The organism is Clostridia bacterium (assembly GCA_034926675.1).
In the GTDB taxonomy this organism is placed as follows: Bacteria; Bacillota; DTU025; order DTU025; family DTU025; genus JAYFQW01.
In genome coordinates this window covers 1-23619 of the sequence record JAYFQW010000018.1, presented here as the reverse complement: position 1 = coordinate 23619, position 23619 = coordinate 1, and the positions used below count along the sequence as shown (strand labels likewise).

Annotated in this window: 17 protein-coding genes; 6 read left to right on the top strand and 11 right to left on the bottom strand. The window is 58.5% G+C overall.

All coding sequences use genetic code 11. From position 1 onward, the window contains the following. Window positions 1-37: 37 nt before the first annotated feature. The 5 genes from VB144_06320 to VB144_06300 form a co-directional block, all read right to left on the bottom strand. Complete coding sequence (locus VB144_06320; GenBank protein ID MEA4883259.1) at window positions 38-1507, bottom strand: AbgT family transporter; 1470 nt, start codon at window positions 1505-1507, stop codon at window positions 38-40. Between the two features lie 77 nt (window positions 1508-1584). Further along, window positions 1585-3135 carry a M20/M25/M40 family metallo-hydrolase gene (locus VB144_06315; protein MEA4883258.1) on the bottom strand — a complete coding sequence of 517 codons (1551 nt, stop codon included), beginning with the start codon at window positions 3133-3135 and terminating at the stop codon, window positions 1585-1587. Window positions 3136-3193: 58 nt separating this feature from the next. Then, complete coding sequence (locus VB144_06310) at window positions 3194-5188, bottom strand: hypothetical protein (protein ID MEA4883257.1); 1995 nt, start codon at window positions 5186-5188, stop codon at window positions 3194-3196. Window positions 5189-5264: 76 nt separating this feature from the next. After that, window positions 5265-6110: an iron export ABC transporter permease subunit FetB gene (gene fetB / locus VB144_06305; protein MEA4883256.1), complete on the bottom strand. Its 846-nt coding sequence runs from the start codon at window positions 6108-6110 to the stop codon at window positions 5265-5267. Continuing rightward, the gene (locus VB144_06300) at window positions 6100-6867 is read right to left on the bottom strand and encodes an ATP-binding cassette domain-containing protein (GenBank protein MEA4883255.1); all 768 of its coding nucleotides are present in this window, start codon (window positions 6865-6867) and stop codon (window positions 6100-6102) included. The genes fetB and VB144_06300 overlap by 11 nt, the downstream gene beginning before the upstream one ends. 641 nt (window positions 6868-7508) lie before the next feature. Here VB144_06300 and VB144_06295 point away from each other — a divergent pair. From VB144_06295 to VB144_06270, 6 genes are all read left to right on the top strand, one after another. After that, complete coding sequence (locus tag VB144_06295; GenBank protein ID MEA4883254.1) at window positions 7509-8483, top strand: ABC transporter ATP-binding protein; 975 nt, start codon at window positions 7509-7511, stop codon at window positions 8481-8483. A gap of 15 nt (window positions 8484-8498) precedes the next feature. Continuing rightward, window positions 8499-9500 carry a dipeptide ABC transporter ATP-binding protein gene (locus VB144_06290; protein ID MEA4883253.1) on the top strand — a complete coding sequence of 334 codons (1002 nt, stop codon included), beginning with the start codon at window positions 8499-8501 and terminating at the stop codon, window positions 9498-9500. 180 nt (window positions 9501-9680) lie between these two features. Continuing rightward, complete coding sequence (locus VB144_06285) at window positions 9681-11963, top strand: ABC transporter substrate-binding protein (protein MEA4883252.1); 2283 nt, start codon at window positions 9681-9683, stop codon at window positions 11961-11963. An 82-nt stretch (window positions 11964-12045) separates the two neighbouring features. Continuing rightward, window positions 12046-13434 (top strand): M14 family zinc carboxypeptidase, encoded by a 1389-nt coding sequence (locus tag VB144_06280; GenBank protein MEA4883251.1) that lies wholly within the window; start codon window positions 12046-12048, stop codon window positions 13432-13434. Window positions 13435-13527: 93 nt separating this feature from the next. Then, window positions 13528-14496, top strand: coding sequence for an ABC transporter permease (locus tag VB144_06275; protein MEA4883250.1), 969 nt, complete (start codon window positions 13528-13530; stop codon window positions 14494-14496). Further along, window positions 14493-15410 carry an ABC transporter permease gene (locus VB144_06270; GenBank protein MEA4883249.1) on the top strand — a complete coding sequence of 306 codons (918 nt, stop codon included), beginning with the start codon at window positions 14493-14495 and terminating at the stop codon, window positions 15408-15410. Before VB144_06275 ends, VB144_06270 begins: the two co-directional genes overlap by 4 nt. A 507-nt stretch (window positions 15411-15917) precedes the next feature. Here the strand turns inward: VB144_06270 and VB144_06265 are convergent. The 6 genes from VB144_06265 to VB144_06240 all read right to left on the bottom strand — a co-directional run. Continuing rightward, window positions 15918-17537 (bottom strand): C69 family dipeptidase, encoded by a 1620-nt coding sequence (locus VB144_06265; protein MEA4883248.1) that lies wholly within the window; start codon window positions 17535-17537, stop codon window positions 15918-15920. A 294-nt stretch (window positions 17538-17831) separates the two neighbouring features. Continuing rightward, window positions 17832-19529, bottom strand: coding sequence for a lipid II flippase MurJ (locus VB144_06260; protein MEA4883247.1), 1698 nt, complete (start codon window positions 19527-19529; stop codon window positions 17832-17834). A gap of 53 nt (window positions 19530-19582) precedes the next feature. Next, entirely contained in the window at window positions 19583-21901 is a 2319-nt protein-coding gene (locus VB144_06255) for a Tex family protein (GenBank protein ID MEA4883246.1), read from the bottom strand. A gap of 110 nt (window positions 21902-22011) precedes the next feature. Beyond that, window positions 22012-22371, bottom strand: a complete 360-nt coding sequence (locus VB144_06250; protein MEA4883245.1) for a type II toxin-antitoxin system PemK/MazF family toxin — start codon at window positions 22369-22371, stop codon at window positions 22012-22014. Then, a complete protein-coding gene (locus VB144_06245; protein ID MEA4883244.1) occupies window positions 22365-22643 on the bottom strand; it encodes a hypothetical protein in 279 nt (92 codons plus the stop codon). The genes VB144_06250 and VB144_06245 overlap by 7 nt, the downstream gene beginning before the upstream one ends. 642 nt (window positions 22644-23285) lie before the next feature. Then, a partial coding sequence (locus tag VB144_06240; GenBank protein ID MEA4883243.1) for a hypothetical protein occupies window positions 23286-23619 on the bottom strand: 334 nt, incomplete at its 5' end.

The following is a 23619-nucleotide window of genomic DNA, read 5'->3' as shown; positions in this document are numbered from 1 at the left end:
CTGTCTATTCGCACCGTCTGTCCCACGGCCCTCCTGCCTACACCGGCCCAAGACCAATTGCCACGGCCAGAACCAAAAACGCGGCCGTGACTCCCAATACCACGAGTTGCAGACCTACCGTGCGCCTGAACCAGTACGGATAGCTGACGCCTGCCAGTGCAACGGATATCAGAGTGATCGGGTTGGTCGGGTATATTACATTGCTGAACCCATCGCCGAACTGGAACGCAAGCACCGCGATTTGCCTATTGAGACCCACGACGTCGGACAGTGGCGCGAGAATCGGCATCATGATCAGGGATTTCGCCGAGGCGGATGGGATGAAGAAGTTCATTAGCAACACGAGCAGGTAGATCATTCCCGCAGCGAAAACTCGGGGCATGCCCTCCACCGCCCTGGCGCCTGTGAAGATGATCGTGTCGAGAATGCCAGCGGAGGCGATGATGTGCTTCACTCCGGCCGCCATAAGCATCAGCACGACCCCTGCGGACATCCCTACGATGCCCTGTACGAACAGCCTCGCGAGATCCCGTCCGCCCTTGCCTGCGCCTACCCCGGCGCCGATGCCGCCAATCAGGAAGAGCACGGTAGTTGCAGGAAAGGCGTAGTCACTCAGGCTCGGAACAACCGAGCTTGTCAGGCTGAACACGAGCATTACGGCCATGGACCCGATGAACCACCTTGACGCCACGGACATCCGGTGGTCACGGCCATCCAAGACGCGTCCGGCGCCGTCAGGCCTGCGCACTCCGTCTGTGGACTCACCGCGCCGAGCAGAACTATGGGGCAGCTTGTCGGCGCCTTCGATCCGCCTGGCGTGTCTTATCAGAAAGGTTGTTAGGATCCCATATACCGCAGCGAAAACTAGCGCTCGAAACCACAATCCCGAGAAAAGCGGCACGCCTGCGATTCGCTGCGCGACGCCAATTGTGAACGGGTTTGTGAGTGCGGCCGCAAACCCAAATCCCATCGCCAGCAGCGACATCCCCAGTCCGATCAATGGATCCATGCCCAGGCTCTGGGCAAGCGGCATCATGAGCGGGACTATGAAGACGGCCTCCTCCATGATGCCGGTAAGCGCGCTCATAAGCATCAACACCAGCACAGTCACGGCAATCAGACGGTATTTCGCGCCCGCGTAACTGCGCACCACCCTGTCGATCATGAAACTGAACACACCACACTGATTCAGGAGGTTGATAGCGCCTCCAATACAAAGGAAGAACAGGATGATGCCGATCACAACTGCCCCCTCTGGACTCCAGAGGACCTCAATCGGCGCAGTGAACCACTTCCACACAGGAAGGGGAGGAATGCTCGCGTACTGGAACGAGGCGACGTCGATCGCTCCCGCCCCGCCATTCTCCAGTCGTGCGTAACTGCCCGTTGGCACTACTCTCGTGAGCACGCCTGCCATCACAAGAAGCGCCAGCAAGATGAGAACCGACGAGATGAATGCCTTCTTGCCAATCTTGATCGAGACCGATGCCCCAATTCCCTCGTCCACAGCAACCTCGCCCCCTGTCCGTACATGCGCCTGCGCGTCGATGCGCCGCTCGCTAGGTCATGTGCTGCCCACTGGGATCATGCACGCACTACAACACTCCTGAAGAATCGGACTGCCTTCTCGATGTTCTCGATGGACACCCGCTCATTCACTCCATGCATCCGTGCCAGGTCCTTCTTGGTGATCTGGACGGGAACGAATCTGTACACGCCCTCCGCTATGGGCTCTAGGCCCTTCGAGTCCGTCGCGCCCATCACCAAATAGGGAGCAACTACAGCTCCAGGATAGTGCGCAGCGATACAACTGCTGATCAGCGTGAATCCTTCGGTTCCTACAGAAGATACTCGCGACGCAGGGCTCTGGGAGAGGATCCTGACCTTCACCCGATCGTCCGCGACCACTCTGTTGATGTGATCGACAACATCGTGGGCGGTGTCGCCCGGCAGAAGCCGGCAGTTGATCACCGCCGACGCCCTGGGGGCAAGCACGTTCGGCTTCACGCCACCGGATATCATGGTGGGCGCCGTGGTTGTCCTGATCATCGAAGCAGTCTCGGGAGTTCCAAGCAGCACGGCCGTGATCAGCGGCTGGAACAGCGGCATGTTGGCGAAAACCAGCCTCTTGCCGAAGCCCATGTACCGGCTGACTTGATTGAAGAACTCCCGCACAGGGCTTCCCATCCGGGTTGGCATCTGCCTCGCCTCCACCTTCGCGATCGCGCGAGATAGAAGGCCCACTGAGGTCGCCCGTCCTGGAGAGGACGAGTGTCCGCCGGTCATCTCCACCGACAGCTCAACATCGAGGTATCCTTTCTCCGCGACGCCCACCAGGGCAAGAAGTCTGTCGAAGCCGGCCATCATCCCCTCGCCAACGACGCCGCCCTCGTCGAGCACCCATTCCAGGTCCACACCTGATCTCTTGAGGAATCCCATGACCTCTGTGATCCCTCCGTTGTTCCCCACCTCCTCATCGCAGGTAGAGACGACATACACATCTCTTGAGGGGACAAACCCGACCTCCAGCAGCTCTTCAATTGCCTCCAGTATCGTGATAAGTCCGAATTTGATATCGAGAGCGCCGCGCCCCCACACGAAACCATCAGCGACGGCCCCGGAGAAAGGAGGATGCTCCCACCCTTCGTCGTCTGCCGGAACCACATCCATGTGCGACATCAGTGCGATAGGCTTCTGCCCGCCTCCCGCACCCTTCCACAGATACACCAGGTTGTACCCGAGGACCTTCTTCGTGAGCCTGTCGCGAACCAGAGGAAAAGACGAATCAAGAAGCGCGTGGAATCGGTCAAACTCCACGGTGTCCATATGGGACCGGTCAGCGAACGAAACCGTCCTGACCTGGATCGCATCGGACAAGGACTTCACGGCCCTTTCGGTGTTCACGCTGTCCGCAACGCCTGCTTCACAGCTCTGCGAAAGCTCCCTGCCTGCCATGTTCTCCTTCGGTCTATGCACGGCAGCCCGGACCAGGACAAGTACAACGCACGCAAGAAGCGCGATCACAACCCCGTATAGCGCGTATGCCATGGTGCACAGCCCTCCATCAACAGCCTTCAACCCAACACGATTGGAGAATTCGGGGGTATCCCATACATCGCCAACGTGCCCGCTCATGATTCGGCAAATACCTCCAACACACCTCTAACTTCAGATGCCAGCCTGGTGATTCATCTCAGCTCCAGGAATCCACTCTCTTCACATCGGTAGCGACCCTATGATCCAGATACTCGGAGTGTGCACCGCTGTTGTCATGGATGTCTACGAACAGATGATGTACTCCGGGGCAGATCTGCCTCTCGAAGGTGATCACGATGTCCAGCTTCTTGGATGGATCGCCCGTGACTCGAACGCTGGCGATTCCAGGCTCGGCCGCGATGTTGTAGCCATCCACCCGCACCAGAAGAGTGCTGGGATCAAGCGACTTCAGCCGTCGCAGTTCCGGCGGATACGCATCAGCCACGGCAGGCGCCGCAGCGACCTCCACTCTGCCATCAGCGAACATGCGCGCCAGTGCGCTGCCCTCGCCGCTGCCCATGCCGCCACATCCGCAGCATTCGCGGCCCTCGCAGCCCTCGCTACTGCCCACGCGGCATCCGCAGCATTCGCGGCCCCCGTTGCCTGCACCATGCTCACCCAGTTGGCCAGCTCCCCTCACGACGATTCTCGGGCGGAGCCCCAACCTCATCGCCTCGCGGGCTTCCTTCAGGCTCGCTGATTCGCCCAGCACGAGTCCGCTGAGAAACGCGAGAACGGGCGTTGCCTCCCTGGGTTTGCCTTTCGGACTGCCTCCCATCCTCCCAAGCAGCCTTCGGAGCGCCCGATAAGGTATCTCGTCCAGGTCGGCGCCGAACCGTTCGAGCACGGAATCGAGAGCCCTGTACGCCTCGCCCACGCGCCCCGCCAAACACAGGAGACCCTCAATGGGTTCCTCCACAAGCAGCTCCAGGCTATCAGCCGTTACCCCCACGCCGAATGATGAGCCGATCCAGTACAGGACCGACATGAGGGAACTGCCCGGTGTGGCAAGCCTCGTGGAGGACACGCCGATGATATCTCCTCCAAGTGAGGAATCATACACATCTGCATGCTCCGGCCGCGACAGCTCCCGGATCCGATCCCAGCCTACACAGAATAGCCTGTCAACGACGGCATCAGCCGCAAGATCTAGCACGGACAGGTCGATGAACCCTCCGACCTCGTCATGCAGGCGCGGGCAGGCCTTGAGGAGGAACTTGACCAAGAGCCCAGTGCCGAGGATGACCGCGTTCATGTCCCGTTCCAGAGAAGGAAGATGCTCCGGCGGAATCCGGATGTGGCCCTTGAACCGCTGTGAGCACCTAGTCAGCAGTCCGGCACAGGCGCCGCTGTGATCGAACAGATTGACCTGAGTGTGGAAGAGCCCAGCTCCATCTGGTCGCCCCAGCACGTCGCACTCAATGAGCAGCTCGAAAAGGGCGTGATTTGCATCCCTGTACCGTTCGCGTAAGTCAGGCGGGAGGTCCGCCCCAAACACTGTGTAGGCATTGGCGATACCTGCGAAGGTGGGTTCACCATCAGCGCGAGCACGCGGACGAGAATCCAAGGTTCCGTCCGCCCCGGCATGCGGATTCGGATGCATAGCTTCGTCCGCCCCGGCGCACAGATCAGGGTTCAGGGTCCCGTCCGCCCCCACGCAAGCGTAATGGGGATACCAGTCCGCTATCTGATGAGCAAGCCACCCGGCAGCGATGGCCAGGTGGCTCGCGGGGTAATCACCTCTGTGCTGGTTCCACTCGTCGACAAGCGCATATCCAAAGACTGGCGTGCCACTCGCGTCATCCGGATGGTAGTTGTGGGCGTAGTCGTAGAGGTCGATTCCGTTGAGCACATGGTATGTGGATACGCAGTCAGCGGCGTTTCCCGCGTTCACGAACTCATGCTCGTGAGATAACACCAAGGCCAGCAGCTCCGCATTCACTCGCGGCTGAACACCGCCGGACCCGGTGGCTGCGACGAGCGCGTCAGCCGGCCCGGGTCCCTCCCCCTCACTCACATCAGCCGCCAGCTTTGCCTTCGCCTTTCTCAGAGCTAGGCGGTTGACGTATGGATGGGAGAACGGCCCGAATCCGAGTATGGGCATGACCGGGAACAAGAGCATGTACACCCAATTCAACGTCTGACGTCGCATCATGGCGCCCCCTTCGTTCGAGTCATGCTAGCTGGAACAGCCTGCACAGCCCCCGCCAGATCATGCGCCCAACAGATCATGCTCTCGGCGCCCCGCCCTTTACACGCATGTAGGAATCCCAGTGCTTCCCCAGCTCCAGCCTTGGCGATATCTGCTGCGCAGGTGTGAAGAACACCCCCAGTGCCTGGAATGCTGCGATCATTGCAGTCATCGCCGTGGCGGCGGCTATCATGAGCATCACGACTACCTGGTATCGCACGGCCTCCGCCGGGTTCGCGCCGGATATGATCTGGCCTGTCATCATGCCAGGGAGCTGCACCAGCCCAACGGTCATCATTGAGTTCACTGTAGGCATCATCGCCGCCCTCAGGGCCTCGCGGAGTGCGTTTGCGGCGGCCTCCTTCACGGGAGCGCCGAGGGCCAGTGCCGCCTCCACCTCGTTTCGGCGCAGCACGAGCTCAGAATGGAGTCTGTTGACTACGAGCGCCGCGCCGGTCATTGAGTTCCCGATTATCATCCCTGCAATTGGGATCACGTACTGCGGCTGATACCATGGGCGCACCCGGAGCACCACACCGATGACAAGCACAATCGTCACTGCGCCACCTAACCCTATGGCGCTTGTCATTATCGCGAACAAGCCCTGCCTCGCCCCTGCCTGTCGTGTCATGGCGTTGTAGCCTGCAATAGTCGTCATGACCGCCAGGATCAGGACCACCCAGTACCACCGGGACGCGTCGAATACCTGCTGCAGCACGAACCCGACCGCAAGGAGCTGCACGAAGGTGCGCACAGTCCCGACTGCGATGTCCCGCTCGAGACCAAGGCCTTGCCAGTAGGAGACTATGGCTGTGATAGCGATGAAAAGGAGAGCGATCAGCAGGTCGACGTCGGATATGTGGATGTACGTGCTACCGCTCATCGGCGACCAACTCCCCTCTTAGGAACCTTCGCCCGATCTCTGTGGATGGGCCAGAGAAGAACTCGGCGGCTCGCCCCACCTCCACCACGGCCCCACCCACCAAGAGCACAACTGACGTAGCCACCGCACGAGCGTGGTCCATGATGTGGGTGACCATCACCGCTGTGAGACCCAGTTCCCTGTTGAGCGTGCATATCAGGTCGAGAATGTTCCTCGATGCCGTCTGGTCCAGCGCTGACGTGGGTTCATCGAGCAGCAGGACCTCGGGCTCGTTCGCAAGCGCCCGAGCTATGGCCATCCTCTGCTGTTGCCCTATGGAAAGGGTCGACGCTGGGCGATCCAACAGACCACGCTCAAGGCCAACCATGTCGAGGTAGCGCCCCAGGTCACATGGCAGCCCCCTCAAGCGAGGCCCGTAGGATACATTGCTCGCCACACTGCCGGCGAGCAAGGCCGGCGTCTGCGACACCATCCCCACCCGGCGACGCAAGTCGCGCAGATCAATGCCTGCGATGTCCTCGCCGAACAGCCGTATCTGGCCGGAAGACGGGTCTTCAAGGCGATTCAGCATCCGGAGAAAGGTGGACTTGCCAGAGCCCGAAGGGCCTATTAGAGTGAGTATCTCACCCTTTGAGACTGTGATCGTCACATCGTGGATCACATCGAGTTCAGTCACGGCATTCCCTAGAAGCACGGGCTTGACCTTGCTCACGTGGAACAGCTCAAGAGCGGAAACATTGATTTCCGAGGTATTCATCTGCGCAATATCCTCCACTAGATCCTCCAGGTGTAGTATGCGAGATTTCGGCTGCCGGGTTCGCCGACGCACCTGCGAGTTTCATCGCCACGATCGCGGACCTCGCCAGCGCGCCTGCGCCTTCGACGGCACACCCACGGTTCTCGCCGAAGCGCCGGCAGCTCTCGCCAGAGCACCTGAGCATTTCGCCGTCGCAGAATGGGAACCTGCCTTGCCGCGCGCGTGCAGCAGATGTGCATCGAGAATCTCCGATAGAATATGTGAACAGTCAAAGGCAATCAAGTAAACTCTTGCTACATGCAAAGACCTATGGTAAGATTCTCGCAAAGCAAATCCTCCCATACCAGGCGTCTACGCTGGCGATTCAGGCCCACCGCCCAGGTTCTGCGCAAATGCCATGGTCGCTGCCTCATGTTGGGCTGCCATGCGCCGGCATCAAGGGAACAGCCACTGGAATACGTCGGCTTCTGTTCGCACGAAGTCGTCTCTCCTCCTGCTCGCAGACTTGCTCGATGGCTGAGAGGCCTAACTGGTCGAGCGGTATCAGATATCGGAGGGGGAAACAGCCAATGTCACCGGGAGTGGATCAAGGGTTACGCCAATCGGAAAGCAGCTCAGTCCGGAGTACGGGGCAACCGCTATTGGAGGTGCGCGACCTCAGAACTCACTTTGTCTCCGAAGATGGAGTAGTGCCTGCAGTGGATGGGATCAGTCTCTCGGTCGACAGGGGTCAGACCCTGGGCATCGTTGGCGAGAGCGGATGCGGCAAGAGTGTCACATCTCTTTCAGTGATGAGGCTCATTCCGAACCCGCCAGGAAGGATTGTGGGCGGCGAGATACTCTTCAAGGGCGAGGATCTGCTCAAGAAGAGCGAAGCCGAGATGATGCACATCAGAGGCAACGAGATATCCATGATATTTCAAGAGCCCATGACCAGTCTCAATCCGGTGTTCACTGTGGGAGATCAGATCATGGAGACTATCACACTTCACCAAAGGCTGCGGCGAAAGGAAGCTCGGGACAAGACCATCGAGCTTCTACGGCTTGTTGGAATCCCATCTCCTGAGAAGCGTGTTGACGACTTTCCCCACCAAATGAGCGGCGGCATGAGGCAGAGAATAATGATAGCGATGGCGCTCTCATGCAACCCCACACTTCTCATCGCCGATGAGCCCACCACGGCCCTAGACGTAACCATCCAGGCTCAGATCCTCGAACTGATGTCGGAGCTCAGGGAGAGATTTGGCACAGCCATAATGCTCATTACCCATGATCTTGGGGTGATTGCCGAAACCGTAGATGAAGTTGTGGTGATGTATGCAGGCAGGATCGTGGAGAGGGCGAATGTGGGCAGCATATTCGAAAAGCCTGCCCATCCTTACACTGTGGGCCTGTTGGGATCAATCCCGAAGCTGAATGAGAGATCTGAGAGGTTGCAGGTGATCAAGGGCGTTGTGCCAAGCCCATTCAACATGCCCAAAGGCTGCAGGTTCCATCCTCGGTGCAACTGGGCTCAGCCCATATGCAGGGAGCAGGAGCCGCCGCTTGTCGACATCAAGGATGACCATGAAGTAAGGTGCTGGAACGCAGTTGAACGCGGATCTGAGCTGAACTAGGGGGGACTGCCGTCTATGACCGAGCCTCTGCTTGAAGTGAGGGACCTTGTGAAACACTTCCCAATGAAGAAAGGGTTCATACCATCCAGACGATCGGCGACAGTCAAGGCCGTTGATGGGGTCAGTTTCTGCATCAACCGCGGCGAGACTCTCGGACTCGTAGGGGAAAGCGGGTGCGGCAAGTCCACCACAGGCAGGCTGATACTCAGGCTCATTGAGCCCACCTCTGGCGACGTCTGCTTCGAGGGCCGGAACATCCTGAAACTGAGCGGTGAAGGCATGCGGGAGCTCCGCAAGGACATGCAGATAATGTTCCAGGACCCTTATGCGTCGTTGAACCCGCGAATGAGTATTGGCGACATCATAGGGGAACCCATAGAAGTCCACGGGCTGGCCAGGGGAAAGGAGCGGGACAGGCGCGTACAGGAACTCCTTGAAGTGGTGGGGCTTGCGCCATATCATCTGAAGAGGTACCCGCACGAGTTCTCCGGTGGTCAACGGCAAAGGATCGGAATAGCAAGGGCACTCGCAGTCAGGCCCAAACTCATCGTATGCGATGAACCTGTGTCGGCCCTCGATGTGTCGATTCAGGCGCAGGTGATAAACCTCCTCCAGGACTTGCAGAATGATTTCGGGTTGACATACCTGTTCATCGCTCATGACCTCAGTGTGGTCAGGCACATAAGCGACAGAATAGCCGTGATGTACCTAGGGAAGATCGTCGAGCTTGCACCGAAGGACGAACTTTACATCAACCCACAGCACCCTTACACTGAAGCGCTTCTGTCTTCAGTCCCAATCCCCGACCCCAAGCACAAGAGGCAACGCATCATCCTTGAGGGCGACGTGCCAAGCCCCGTGAAACTGCCCAGTGGCTGCAGGTTTCACACAAGGTGCCGATATGCTCAGGATATCTGCTCGCAGACTGATCCAGCCGTAACCCACATAGGCAACGAGCACTACGTGACATGTCATTTTCCAAGTTCTTCACGGCTCAACCGGCTCAATTCGAACTAGTTTGAATTAGCAGGTCAACTCATGTCCACTGGAAATGAGTTGACCGCTATGGGAGGCCCCGAACGGGTATGAGGGGGTGTTTCACGGCCTGATCAACAAGATCTCTGAGTAGTGGATTCTGTATGGGAGTGCCGGCTACGGCTATCAACTGGCAGACTAGATAAGGAGATGAAGAATAGGATGGATACCGTGCGCGGACAAAAAGCCCTATCGCGATGGCTTCTCGCACTCATGACACTGTCGGTTCTTGTCCTCTGTGCACTTGCCGGGAATGCGGCTCCGTCTGTGCTTCCCCAGGACATTGCTTCAGATGATCGGGACGCCGCGGCCATTGAGTTCGTTGTGAGCAAGGGTCTGCTCGCGCCCACGCAGGGCAAGGTGTTCGAACCTGACAAAACGGTCACTCGCGCAGACTTCGCTACGGTTCTGGCTAAGGCACGAGGCATCCAGACCGTGAAACCAGCCTCTCCTAGCTTCACTGATCTCAAAGCGTCAGATCCCAGCTATCCATATGTTGAGGGTTTGGTCAAGGCGAATGTGATTGCTGTCCCGTCCACCAAGAAATTCGACCCCCAGGCGCCCGTGAAGCGCGCCGACATGGCAGTCTGGGCTACCAACGCGCTCGGCCTGGCGGGCGAAGCCAGTTCCATAAAGGAGCCCGTGCTTTCCGCAAATGATGAGGAGAAAGTGCCGGCGTATGCCGTAGGCGCCATGACGCTTGCCTACAGATCTGATCGACAGATACTCGGCTACCGCCTTGGGCGCCTCTCAGCGCCACTAGAGGCAGCCACCAGGCGCGAGGTTGCGAAGGCCGTATACATGATGGCCAACCCGCCCAAGCGTGGAGGCACTATCGTCACTGCCTTCACAGCAGAGCCCCCGGGATTCAACACGATAGTAACATCATCGGGAGCAACGTGGACCATCTGCAACATCATCGGCGATGGCAATACAGGATCCGATCAGGACGGATTCTACTTCCCGAGGATGATCAAGCGCCTTCCGTCTCTCGAGAACGGGCTGATCAAGATAGCCAGCGATGGAAAGATGGAAGTCACTTTTGAAGTACGCAAGGGCATGAAGTGGCATGATGGCAAGGACATCACCGCGGAGGACGCTCTGTTCCAGCTCAAGGTGATGCAGGACACAGATGTGCCCGTCTCGGCGAACTACTTCGAAAAGAACGTCACAAAAGCCCAGCTTCTAGATAAGTACACGTTCAAGATCTACCTGGATAAGGTGGACTCCAGCGCGTTCCTGGGTTCATCAGTCTACTCGTACTACTACGGATGGTTCCAGTTGCCGAAGCACCTATTCGAGCCGCTGTACAATGAGGCGAAGAAGAGCGGCGATTGGAACAAGTTCGTTCAGGAAGTGACCAACAAGCCCATTATGTCCGGGCCGTTCAAGCTTAAGGAGTACAAGCGCGGCGAGTACGTGCTCCTTGAGGCATTCGACGGCTACTATATGGGCCGGCCAAACATTGACAAGATACTCATCAAGATAATCCCCGATTCCAGCGTGGTCAATGCGGCAGTCATAAAGGGAGACATAGACTTCGGCCGGTACACTCTCACCTTGCGTGACGCTCTGAAACTCGCATCGGAGCATGGAGACCAGTTCAACGTGAGCTTCACGCCAACTGTTGCGCCCGACCTGCTGTACCTGAACTTCTGGGATCCAAATAACCTCTCAAAGCCGCACGCGGCGTTCTCGGATATCAAGGTCCGTCAGGCTATCATGTACGCGATCGATAGAAATGCGATCAACACCGTAGTATACTCCGGCAAAGCCCTGCTCTGCGATGCCTGGATCACTCCACTGCACATGATGCGCGACGCTCTGGCAGATTCTCGGGTGGCCAAGTACCCCTACAATCCAGCAAAGGCCAAGGCTCTCTTGGCTGAGGCTGGATGGAAACTGGGCAAGGACGGCGTACTCGAGAAGGGCGGAGTCAAGTTCAAGTACACCCTTCTTGGCACTGCGGGCTCGAAAGACACGGAGATGAGTGAACAGTTGATCCAGAAGATGCTCAAGGACGTAGGCATCGCGATCACAATCGACAACAAGCCGGCTAACGTAGTCATCGGCGACCTCATGCCTCACAGACAGTTCGACATGTCGTTGGTGGGATGGGGCTACGGGGTATCGGATGAGGCGGCGAACTACTGGGATTCGGAGTTGACGCCGTCTGACGATAACGCCTGGGGTGGAGTCAATCAGGTGGGATGGATCAACGCGGAGAACGACAGGCTCATCCGAAAGGCCGCCGCAACTCTTGATCCAGCCGCTAAGACCGAGCTCTACGTTAAGCACTTGGTCCAGTGGACCACGGAACTGCCGGTGATACCCCTTGTCGCGGCGCCGGCCAACCACTTCGCCAAGAAGAACATCAAGAGCTTCGATTCCGGATACGACAACGGCCTCGGCTGGATCATACAGAACTGGTACATTCAGAACTAGTCGTACCAGCATTGATCGTTCCGGCACTGGTCATTCCAGTGCCGACATATGGGACTAATCGTGCCACTAGGAGTGAATGCGATTGGCTTTTCAAGAGATCCTCGATGGCTTGCTGAAAGGCGTACCGAACTACACTCGGTTCTACACCGTGGATGAACTCAATCAGAGAGCAGAGGAACTGGCTAGAAGGTATCCCGATGTGGTGGAGCTTGTGGAACTGGGGGCGTCCCGAAATGGGACGCCCATCAGGAGCCTGAAGATCGGCTCTGGCGAGAGAGTTGCCCTCATGTTCGGATGTCCCCATCCGAACGAGCCGATCGGCGCCATGATGCTCGACTATGTCTCGGAGAGACTTGCTGCCGATGCAGACCTAAGACGGGAACTGGATTACACATGGTACATCATCAAGTGCATCGATCCTGACGGCACAAAACTGAACGAAGGATGGTTCAATGGACCGTTCGATGTTGAGACCTACGTGAGAGCCTTCTACCGGCCGCCAGGATATCAGCAGGTCGAATGGACTTTCCCGATCGACTACAAGACGCTCCATTTCGATCAGCCGCTGCCGGAGACGAAGTGCCTGATGAAGATCATCGACAATGAGAAGCCCCGTTTCATGTATTCCCTACACAATGCGGGGTTCGGCGGCGCCTATTGGTACATCACCGGCGACGTCCCTGAGCTGTATGGCCGCTTCCACGAGCTGGCTGCCAAACACGCGATCCCGTTGGCCCTGGGCGAGCCGGAAGTGCCTTACTGCGCCCAATACGCTCAGGCGGTATTCGGCCTCTTCGGCATGAAGGACACTTACGACTACTACGAGAAGCACTCCAAGGCGGAGGACCCGGCGTCCCTAATCTCGGGGGGCGCAGGCAGCGATGAGTACGCTCTCACCGTTTCCGGCACTTTCTCGCTAGTTTGCGAACTGCCCTACTACTTCGATCCGAGAATCGGAGACCAGAGCCCCACAGCAAGGAGCCGGAGAGAGACCTTCCTTGAGCGCCTAGACCTGTCGGAGAAGCACTGGAAGCACATCGGGGAGATTCTCAACAGAATCGACCCTGAGATCTCCGACAAAAGCTCTCCGTTCTACACTGCCGTCTATGACAATCTGAAGCGCATCCCTGCGGGGATCGAGGCAGAGAGAAACTGGGCTCAAACATCGGAAGATCTGGCGAGGCCTGCGACGCAGGCGGAGACCTTCGACAATCTCGTGATATCCAGGTTCTATGACCTGCTGTCAATGGGCATGCTGCTCCGCCTGGTCCGGGGTGAGCTGAAGCGTGCGGGCAGGAACGGCGAGACGGCCCGGCTGAAAGAGGCTGAGAACGAGCTCGACCGCGCCATCTCCCGAGGCTGCGCGGATCTGGAGAAGGAACTCAACTACCGCGTCGTTCCAATAGCGGACCTAGTTCGCGTGCAACTCGGATCTGGGATGCTTCTAGCAAAGCACCTACTGAGCTGCTGATGTTTTGACCGTAGAAGTCCCGGAGAGGAGGAAGCCTCCCGGGCGCAGGCGCGGGATTTGCGCCTGCGCCTGCGCCTGGGAAGCGGACTAGCAGTGGGATTATACATCGCGAAAAGGATACTCGGGGCAGTGCCTTTGCTGCTGCTTATCTCGATCATCGCGTTCAGCCTGATTGCACTTGCACCCGGCGATCCGCTCCTTGCAATGCGCCTTGAGAATCCGCGCGCAGTCTCGCCGGAGTCCATCGCACGGCTGCGGGAGTACTATCACCTGAACGACCCCATCTACGTGAGGTACTTCCACTGGCTCAAGAGCGTACTGGTTGGCGACTGGGGATATTCCAGCACGTACAAGATCCCGGTGATGCAGCTTGTGAAGTCCAGGGTGCCAAACACGCTTCTCCTTACGATGAGCGCATGGTGTTTGGGGCTCCTGGCAGCGCTTCCGATCGGCATGATCTCCGCTTCAAAACAGTACAGCACTTTCGACTACGTGGTCACGTTCATCGCGTTCCTCGGCCTATCGATGCCCCCCGTTTGGTTTGGATTCATGTCGATCATGGCTTTCTCAGTGAAACTCAAGTGGCTTCCCATAGGCGGGGTCGCGAGCATGGTCACCGGATCCTGGTGGGCCATTGTTGCCGACCGGCTGAAGCATCTGCTCCTCCCCATGATCGTGCTGGGTTTCGTCCAGGTGGCCTACTGGGTGAGGTACGTGAGGACATCACTGCTTGAGGTGTTGGATACCGACTACATCCGCACTGCGCGGGCCAAGGGACTCAGCCAACGCACAGTGCTTGTTAAGCATGCCATGAGAAACGCGCTCATACCTGTGCTCACTATCGCAGCCCTGGACATCCCCTACTTCTTCGGAGGCGCGGTCGTGGTCGAGACCATCTTCGCATGGCCGGGGATGGGACGTCTGATGCACCAGGCTGTAATCGGCGGTGACTTCAACTTGGCTCTATGTTGCCTGATGCTGCTTGCGACACTCACAGTAGTATCTAACCTTGCAGCAGATGTGCTGTATGCCGTGGCCGACCCGCGGGTGTGTTACTCATGAGCAACTGGAAGAGCATTTGGAAGAGGCTCAAGCGTCATAAGCTTGCGGCCGTCGGGTTCGGCGTGTTCTGCACCCTCGTGATCACGGCGATTATCGTGCCCTGCATCAGCCCATACAGAATCGACGATATGGACCTGATGAACGTGTTCTCTCCGCCGTCGCGGGTCCACCCGTTCGGCTCCGACGAACTCGGCCATGACGTGCTTGTGCGCATCATGTACGGAGGCAGGATATCCCTGTTCGTGGGAGTGGCTGCAGCCGTGTCCTCTGCGTTGGTGGGAACGCTCATCGGTGTTGTGTCCGGATTCGTGGGAGGGATGGTCGACGGCGTCCTGATGAGGTTCACAGACCTGATGCTGTCGGTTCCCACACTCCCTGTGCTCCTGATCGGCGCGATGTTCCTCGGAGGCGGACTCGCGAACATCATAGTCATACTGACCATATTCGGCTGGATGTCTACAGCTCGTCTGGTGCGCGGAATGACGCTTTCCCTACGTGAACAGCCATTCGTCGAGGCGGCCAGAGCCTCTGGATCGAAGACCGGGAGAATACTGTGGAAGCACATGCTTCCGAACCTGTTCCCGATCGTGATTGTGTCTGCAACGCTGGGGGTGAGCTCGGCGATCCTCGCTGAGTCGGCACTGAGCTACCTCGGCCTAGGAATACAGCCGCCAACCCCGTCATGGGGGAACATGCTGCAGCGTTCAATGGACTACATCCTCGGCGCAGGGGGCGACTATGGCCGGCCATGGTGGCTCACAGTGTTCCCAGGCCTGTTCGTGCTCCTCGCAGTGCTGAGCGTGAACTTCATGGGCGATGGCCTGCGCGACGCGCTAGATCCACGGATGGTCGTGCGGACAGCCTCTGCCCCTGAGGAGCAGATCAGCCCGGCCCAGGAGAACTCGGAATCGTAGTCAGCGACGGGAAACCAGCTAGGCGATAAGTAGACCGCACTGAACAACCTTTACGCATCCTCAGCACAACCAGCGCACCTAGTATTTCCGAGACCCAGTACGGATTTCGTACTGGCATCACCGGACACCAGTACGGATTCCGTACTGTGCAGAAGCCAAATCCGGCGGACGGTCTCTGAAAACTGCGTTGTTGCCCACGAAAAGAGCACCGCAGGCTGCATTCCGGGCGATAATCTCCACTTTCTGGTTCGTTTTCGGTCCGCCAGACCCGATTTGCAGGGAATGAGGCCTAGGGTTGTACGAATTCCGTACTGGTTAAGCGATGACCCAGTACGAATTCCGTACTGACAACTTACGACATCGTACCGGCTTCGTGCCGACATGCACACGACTGACTGTGGGAAGGACGGCTGACTCCGTACTTCCCACCTCCAAAAGGAACGCGGGCACGTTGCCTTTCGCAACGTGCCCGCGAATCCGTTTGACCATGGTTTCCCAGGGTCAGTTCTACTTCGTAGGAACAGGCAGGGGCCCGAATCCGACGCCCTTCAGCCACTCAGCAGGGTATCCAACGCTTGAGCCGACCTTCGGGTCATTCAGGTATCCGTCATTGTACTTCACGATGAGACTCTCAGCGAAGTCCCAGTAGGCCTTCACCACACTCGTGCCGTTGGACACGCAGTACTGAGTGAGGAACTCACGGGCGAGTGCAGGACTCTGCTTCCACAGATCCGCCGCGGCCATATCTATTGCTGGCTGCATTGCGAATTCCCGGCCCTCGAGCTCCTTCTGCTTGGCCTGGATGTCTTTGATCATGTAGGAGTACTTGAGGTTCGCGAAGTTCTCCACGAAGTCGAACACCCACCACGCGGCATCCTTGTTGAACTTCATGGTCGTGCCGATTGTGTAGGCCTCCGGGAGCTTGGCAATGCCCGCATAGAAGGGCACGTACACCGTGGCATGGGCGGTGTCGCTGCCGAACCAGAGCACGCCTCCAACCTCGTCGGGGAGCCAATTCCTAAGCTGTGCAGTCCAGGTGTAGGCGGCCCGGAATATGGAGATAGCGCGCTCCCACGCTCCACCCTGGCTGCCCGGGGTGGCCCATCTGTCCGGGGTTCCGAAGGGACCCGCGGCAAGACCCTTGGTTAGGTCGAACTCAGTGCCTTCGTAGTGGTCGCGCTGAATCGAGTTGATGAAGTCGACCGAGACCTTCTTATCGGGCTTCACCGAGAACGGGAAACGCGCCGACCACGGGTCGAGGTCGAGAGATGGAGCCACGAGGGACAGCACCCGCCACTCCCGTCTGGAGTTGTACACGTTGGCCTTTGGAGCGTAGATCTCGTAGAACACGAATGGCTTCCCAGAGGTTGGGCTCCACCATTCCATCTCCTCGGCCACGCTGAATATGTTCTTCGACGCCATGAAGTAATCCGGATTCGACAGATCGATCTCCCCGATTCTGGAACGGTTCGCGCTCACGCTGATGTGATCATCGGGCACACGCTGGGCCGCCCACACGGCGCTGTCGTGCAGCGGAGTCGAACCCATGATCTCGAACAGCCATACCTCGTTGGGGTCAGCCACGGTTAGGCACTCCCCACTATCGCGGTAGCCATACTCCTCAGCAAGTGCACCCATAACCGCAATGGCTTCGCGAGCCGTGGCGCTCCTCTCAAGCGCAATCTTCGAGAGTTCAACGACGTCGAACATTCCGGTGGGAGTATTGAGGCCCTTTCTGTTCCCGATCGTAGTCTCTCCGAGGGCCACCTGTTTCTCGTTCATCATGCCGTAGGAGCCGAAGAAGTAGCCGTAAGTGTGCTTCACCTGCGGGATCTCGCCCTGCAGAACAAGAGGCTCGAAGTATGGATCGTCAGGGCTTCTAAAGGATGGCGTGCTGTAGACTGGCCTCATAGCGCCTTCCTTGTGGTCTGCAGGCGGGATGAGAAATACGCGCGGGTCGCAGTATCCGCAGTCGTCGGTGTGCGTTGTGAGAACAGACCCATCCACCGATGCGCCCTTGCCCACCGGAATGGACGTGCATGCGAAGGCAGGCACAACGCCAGTCGCTAGTAGGGCAACCACGAGCACTGTAGTCAAGAGTAGCTTGGACCGCACCCCTCTGGTCATTTTGGCATCCCCCTCATTGTACTCCTGGCCCAGGTGACTCAGAGAAGCAGACGCCCGCCGTGAATTGACTGGGTCTGCATTCGTGGCCAGCCCGCCGCCGACCGTTTTCCCGGGCGCAGGTCTATTGGGAGATAATACGACGTGGTGCATAGTAGGCCTGCACCTGAACGCAGTTTTGCCTGTTGGACATGGTGTACTTGGTGCAGGTGTGTCGCTTTGGACACACCCGAATGACTCTGTATCCTCTTACAGTGGGTACGAACTGCTCAGCCAGAGACGGGGAGGCCCTTACCCTTAGCGCCTCGCCGCGATCCTCTTCTTGGCGGCGCCCACTGCAAAGCAGAGTTCCTCGCTTCTGAGCGCAGCGGCAACGGCAATGTAGACGACCCCTCCTGCTCCAACCGAAGTCGCCAGCCGAATGATCTGTTGCCCCGTCCCATGGCCAGGCACGACCTTCTCAATCCAGCCTGCGAAGGCCACCACAGAAACCGACATCACGCAAGTGGCGACTAGAGTCTTCAGCGCAGATGAACCCAGCGAGTATCCGGGCGCCTGCCCCGACGCTGTCCGCCTCACCCTCGCCCGAAACACCAGGTACAGTGTGACAAACACCGCGATAGGCTGGCATGAACCCGCCAGAGCCAGTCCTGCGTGGCCCATTGTCCCCACCAGTGCAATGCTTATCACCACATTCACCCCTACTGCGCCAACTCCCACCAGCATCGGGGTAATGGTGTCATGCATCGCATAGAAGGTCTTGCTCATGAGCTCGGAGAGGCTCATGGCCGGAATCGCGATTGATGCGTAGACCAGGGCGATCGCCGTTGAGGAAGTAGATTGATCAGTGAACGCTCCACGCTCGAAAGCCAAGCGCACAACAGGCGTTGAGAGAGCCATCAGCCCTACGGCCATTGGAGCTAGGACGAAGAACACTATGCCAACTGCCCTCTCGGAGGCTCGGAGGAAATCCCCCTTCGGACCCGGACCCATGCGGCCACGCGGACCCCGCGAGCTGCGCAGATCTGGTGTGCCCCTCAAACCGCGAGTGCCCCGCAGATCCAGCTCGCCACTGCCGCCAGCGGGGCCGATCCCCGAATCCCGCGAGTAGAGCCTTGCCAGTGTCGGGTACAGCACAGTAATGAGTGAGGCGCCCAGCACCGTAACCGGAAGCCCCACGAGGCGCTGGGCGTAGTTCAGGTTGGTGATGGATCCCTCCGGCAGGCGGGAGGCCAGGGTGCGAATGACGATGGTCCCGGCCTGCCCAGCGGCAGATCCAGCAACGATAGGCGCGATAAGCCGCCCTGCCTGCCGGAGCCCTTCATCATGCCAGTCCAGCATGATGTGGTGCCTATATCCCACCGATGCAAGTGCTGGAAGCTGTACAGCCAGCATCGATGCCGCCCCAAGCAGTGTGCCAACTGCCACCGCCGTGATTCCGTACTTGCCTCCGAAGAACACTATTGATGAGATGATGACTACGTTCTGTGCAAGGCCCGTCAGCGCCGGAGCTGCGAACTTGCCCACGGCGTGCAGGAGCCCGGTGATCACCGACGTGATGGTGGAGAAGACCGCTATCGGGAACATGATCGTAGTGAGGGTCACCGTGAGTTCATAGGTTTCAGGCCCGAACCCCGGCGCCACAAGATGCACCAGAGGGCGGGCAAGAGCCATGCCTGCACCCGATATGATCGCAGCAACCAGCACACACGCGTTCACGATGCTCGTCACCGACTGAAATGCGGCAGTGCGGCCCTTCCGTTTCTCAATGTCGGTGAACACAGGAATAAGAGTGGTCGTGACCGCGGGGCCCACTCCCATCAGGATGAGAGTCGGGATTATCATAGCCATCAGATACGCGTCGGTAGCGTATGTGGAGCCGAACCTGGAGGCCAGGGCGGTCTCTCGAAGAAAGCCCAGTATCTTGCTTGCGACCGACCCTAACGCCACAATGCCCGCGAACCTCACCAGGCTGCTGTTGCTGCTCTCAGACAAACATCACACTTCCTCCATGCATGGCAAGCGTTTCTTGCGTCAGGCGATGACGCTCAAGGCCGCGCCGCGTCTCTCATCGATAGCGCGATGCGGTTTCGCTCCTTATCGATCGACAGTACGCGCACCCATACCACATCGCCCACGCTCACAGCGTCCAGCGGGCGCCTCACGTATCTTTCGGAAAGCTCAGATATGTGCACAAGTCCGTCCTGATGCACGCCTATGTCGACGAACGCGCCGAAGTCCACCACATTGCGGACGGTGCCCTGAAGCACTATTCCCGTATGCAGGTCGTCCATAGTCAAAACGTCAGTGCGAAGAACAGGCGGGGGCAGATCGTCCCGGGGATCTAGGCTAGGCCGCAAGAGCGCCTCCACGATATCTTCCAGGGTAGGCTGGCCCACACTGAGCTGTCCCGCCCACTCCTGAGGCGCCAACCTCCCGAGTGCGTCCGTCAGTTCAGACCTTCTCGTTCCGGCCACATCGTCCACGGAGAACCCCAGCTCTGCCAGGAGCTTCTCGGCCACCGGGTACGACTCAGGGTGAATCGCGGTGTTGTCAAGGGGGTTCATGCCCTCAGGGATCCTCAGGAAGCCCGCGCACTGCTCGTAGGTTTTTGGGCCAAGTCGAGGCACTGTGAGAAGCGCCTTCCGGCTGGCGTATGCTCCATCCGCATCGCGTTTCTTCACGATGTTCCCTGCCACCGCAGGGCTCAGGCCCGCGACATACGAGAGCAGAGCGGCTGACGCTGTGTTCACATTCACTCCCACGCTGTTCACGGCGGACTCGACTACAGCCTGCAAAGCCTTGGCGAGCTCTTTCTCGGCAACGTCGTGCTGATACTGACCGACCCCTATTGCCTTCGGCTCGATCTTCACCAACTCCGCGAGGGCGTCCTGCAACCGCCTTGCGATTGAGGCGGCGCTGCGTTCTGATACGTCCAGATCAGGGAACTCCTCACGCGCAGTCGCGGATGCGGAGTAGACGGACGCTCCTGCCTCGTTCACCATCACATATGCCACCGGACGGCCGGCCTTCGGTATCATGCCTGAGACAAATGCCTCAGTCTCGCGAGACGCTGTTCCGTTTCCTATGGCGATAACGTCCACATGGCAGCGTTCGATCATCTGTAGCAGGGTGTGCTCAGCCTCCCCTACCCGGTTGTGGGGAGGGGTCGGGTAGACGACTGCGATCTCTAGGAGCTTGCCAGTGTGATCTACTACCGCTATCTTGCACCCGGTGCGATACGCGGGATCAACGCCCATTACCACCTTGCCCCGAATGGGTGGCGTCAGCAGCAGGGCCCTCAAGTTGGCTGCGAAAACTCGGATCGCCTGCGCATCGGCTACCTCGGTGAGCTGGTTGCGCACATCGCGTTCCACAGCCGGGGCTAGCAGGCGCTTGTACAAGTCCCGCGCAGCCAGGACAAGTTCCGAATCTGCGGGACTGCTTTGCGGGCCACTCCTTGTGGTCCAGGATCGCAGGTAACCGAGGACAGGCTCCTCATCCACTTCGATTCGAACTCGAAGCGCCTTCTCCCGCTCACCTCTGTTGATCGCAAGCACACGATGGGGCGGGATGCGGCCCGCTGCCTCTCGATAGTCATAGTACTGCTCATACGGAGTGTGAAGCGCCGAATCCACGGCCTCCGTCGCCACCATGCCATTGCGCGATGTCCACCTGCGAACCCACGTGCGCACGTCGGGGTCATCGGATAGCGTTTCGGCGACGATGTCACGAGCCCCGGCCAGGGCCTGCTCTCCGGATTCGATGCCTTTGTCGAGATTGACGAACATCGCGGCCTGCTGCAGTGGGTCCCCCAGCGACGGCCTGGATAGCAGCCACGTAGCCAACGGCTCCAGGCCCTGCTCCCTGGCAATGCTCGCACGCGTTCTCCGCTTAGGGCGGAAGGGACGATATATATCTTCCACTCGCTGAAGACTATCCGCCGCCGCCAGCGCCTGCCTGATCTCTGGCGTGATACTCCCCTGCTCCTCCAGCAGGTGGATTACCTCATCCTTGCGCGCGGCCAGGCTGCGCATGTAGTCCACCCGCTCATGGATGGACCGAAGGACCTCCTCATCGAGGCCTCCAGTCTGCTCCTTCCGGTAGCGGGCAAGAAACGGAATGGTGTTGCCCTCATCCAGAAGCCGAATCACACTTTCAATGAACGGCAGTGCAACACCCAGCTCCGCGCTGAGCTGTGCGACAATCTCAGGCACGCCGGGAACCCTGCCCGAGCCAGCGCCCGTCTCCAGTATCCCGGAGGCATCCTCTGATGAGGGAGACGGCGCCGCATGCCCAGGTATGGCTTCCCCATCATGTACGAGTGCAGCGTTTGATCTATCGGCACTGAAGGATCGCTGGCTCATCTGTTAGTCGGCCTCCTAATGGCTATCTAGCTCAGATAGTAACATCCAGAACACGGACTCACAAGGCAGAATCCCTCCCGAATCCTGTGCGATATGCAGTAGGCAAAGGTTCAGCGGGTGCTAGGTAAGCCAAGATGTCGTCCCATGGCTCCCTCGATCTGGATTCGGATCGACACGTCAGATATGAGGCCACACGCCTCCCCGAGCCTGCTCTTGGCAATGGTCCGTATCTGGTGCGCCATGGCTAGGGAATCCTTAGGAAGCCCGGTCGCGTTCTCCGTCAATAGAACCTCCGTAGGGTATACCCTGCGGCCGGGCTTGGTTGATGTGAGCGGAAGCACGGTGACAATTGGAAGGTGCTGATTGACCTCTTCAGCAGACACAACCAGGACAGGACGCTGGCCTCCCTGCTCAGATCCTGTCACCGGATCAAGGTCTGCCCAGAATATCGACCATCTGTAGTTTACCATTCCGAGATCATCCTTGCGCTCTCAGCGTCAGCATGCTGGAAATGGCGTTCTATAGTCGCAACATCCTTCAAGAACTCGGAGTCAGCGGCCGCGGCCTCCATTGCCTTCCGAAAATCCTCGCGTTCCAGATCGACGATGTACCGTTCAACAGCCTCTCGAACAGCAGCATTGGCTGACGGAATGCGCTTGCTGCCTGCAAGTATCCTGAGCCTGTCAACCAGCGAAGCAGGAAGCGCAACCGTCATCTTCTTCAGCCTGGCGCCGTTTCCCATACCAGTCTACCCCCTTGAAAGTACTGTATCATCGTATGCTATTGCATGCAAGCAACATGTGCCGTGTCACTTCGGATGGCAATAAGCAATCGTCCAGCCGGCCATACGACCTGCTGGGCGACTGCTCAGTCAATGTGCATGCCCGCAGGCATACGAACCCAGTACTCACCCTGGCCGAAACACCGGAGTTCGGGTCAGCTCCTGATCTCTACCGGTCAAGTCCAAAATGTGCTATAAAATCGATCCTCGTAGAATGGGTTGATGCCCAGGTAACCTGGGAGGACCACGCCTAGGTCCACCCGTGACGCTCCATCTTCCTGCCGTTGGTCCGTCTTGCCGCAGTTGGTGATTCCGCCCAAGCCGGGTGAGCATTGTACTCCGGCTCGGCCTCGCAGCAAGCGCTCCGGTCGGCAGCGGTTGAGCCTCGCCCGACTCGCATGACTGCTTCCATGTCGCAGTTCAAAGGCCATTTTACAGCATTATGCCGGGCTCAACTGGGCACAGTGGCGTTCTTCGCAGTCGGATGCTATGCATCAGCACTTCTTACCGCGAAAGTGGTGCTCACGTTCTGGCAGGCGTTGCCCCTCACTGTACTGATTACAGCCCATATTCAGCACCCTCGGGCCTTGAATCGCTTGGTTTTCAGAGGAAGCGGTTTTCTTGCGGAATTGTGATGTAGACCGACGGCGATACTCCCAGAGCCCGGAACATTTTATCCGGAAACAGTTTTGATTCAGAAAGCAGCCGACTGCCATCAGGAAGCTGAACAACGATGACAGCATCAAACGAATCCAATATCATCCGTGCTGTAGGCCGTTTTGTTGTCCTTTTTCCCGGGATCGGCAACTCCTCGTTAGTGGCTTCAGCATAACGCCTTGCTCGTCGCTGGATGATCGCACGAACCAGGGCTGCGAGGAGCACTACATATGCAAGAGCCTCCAGCCGTTCAGGCTTCTTCACGAACATGGCGTTCACG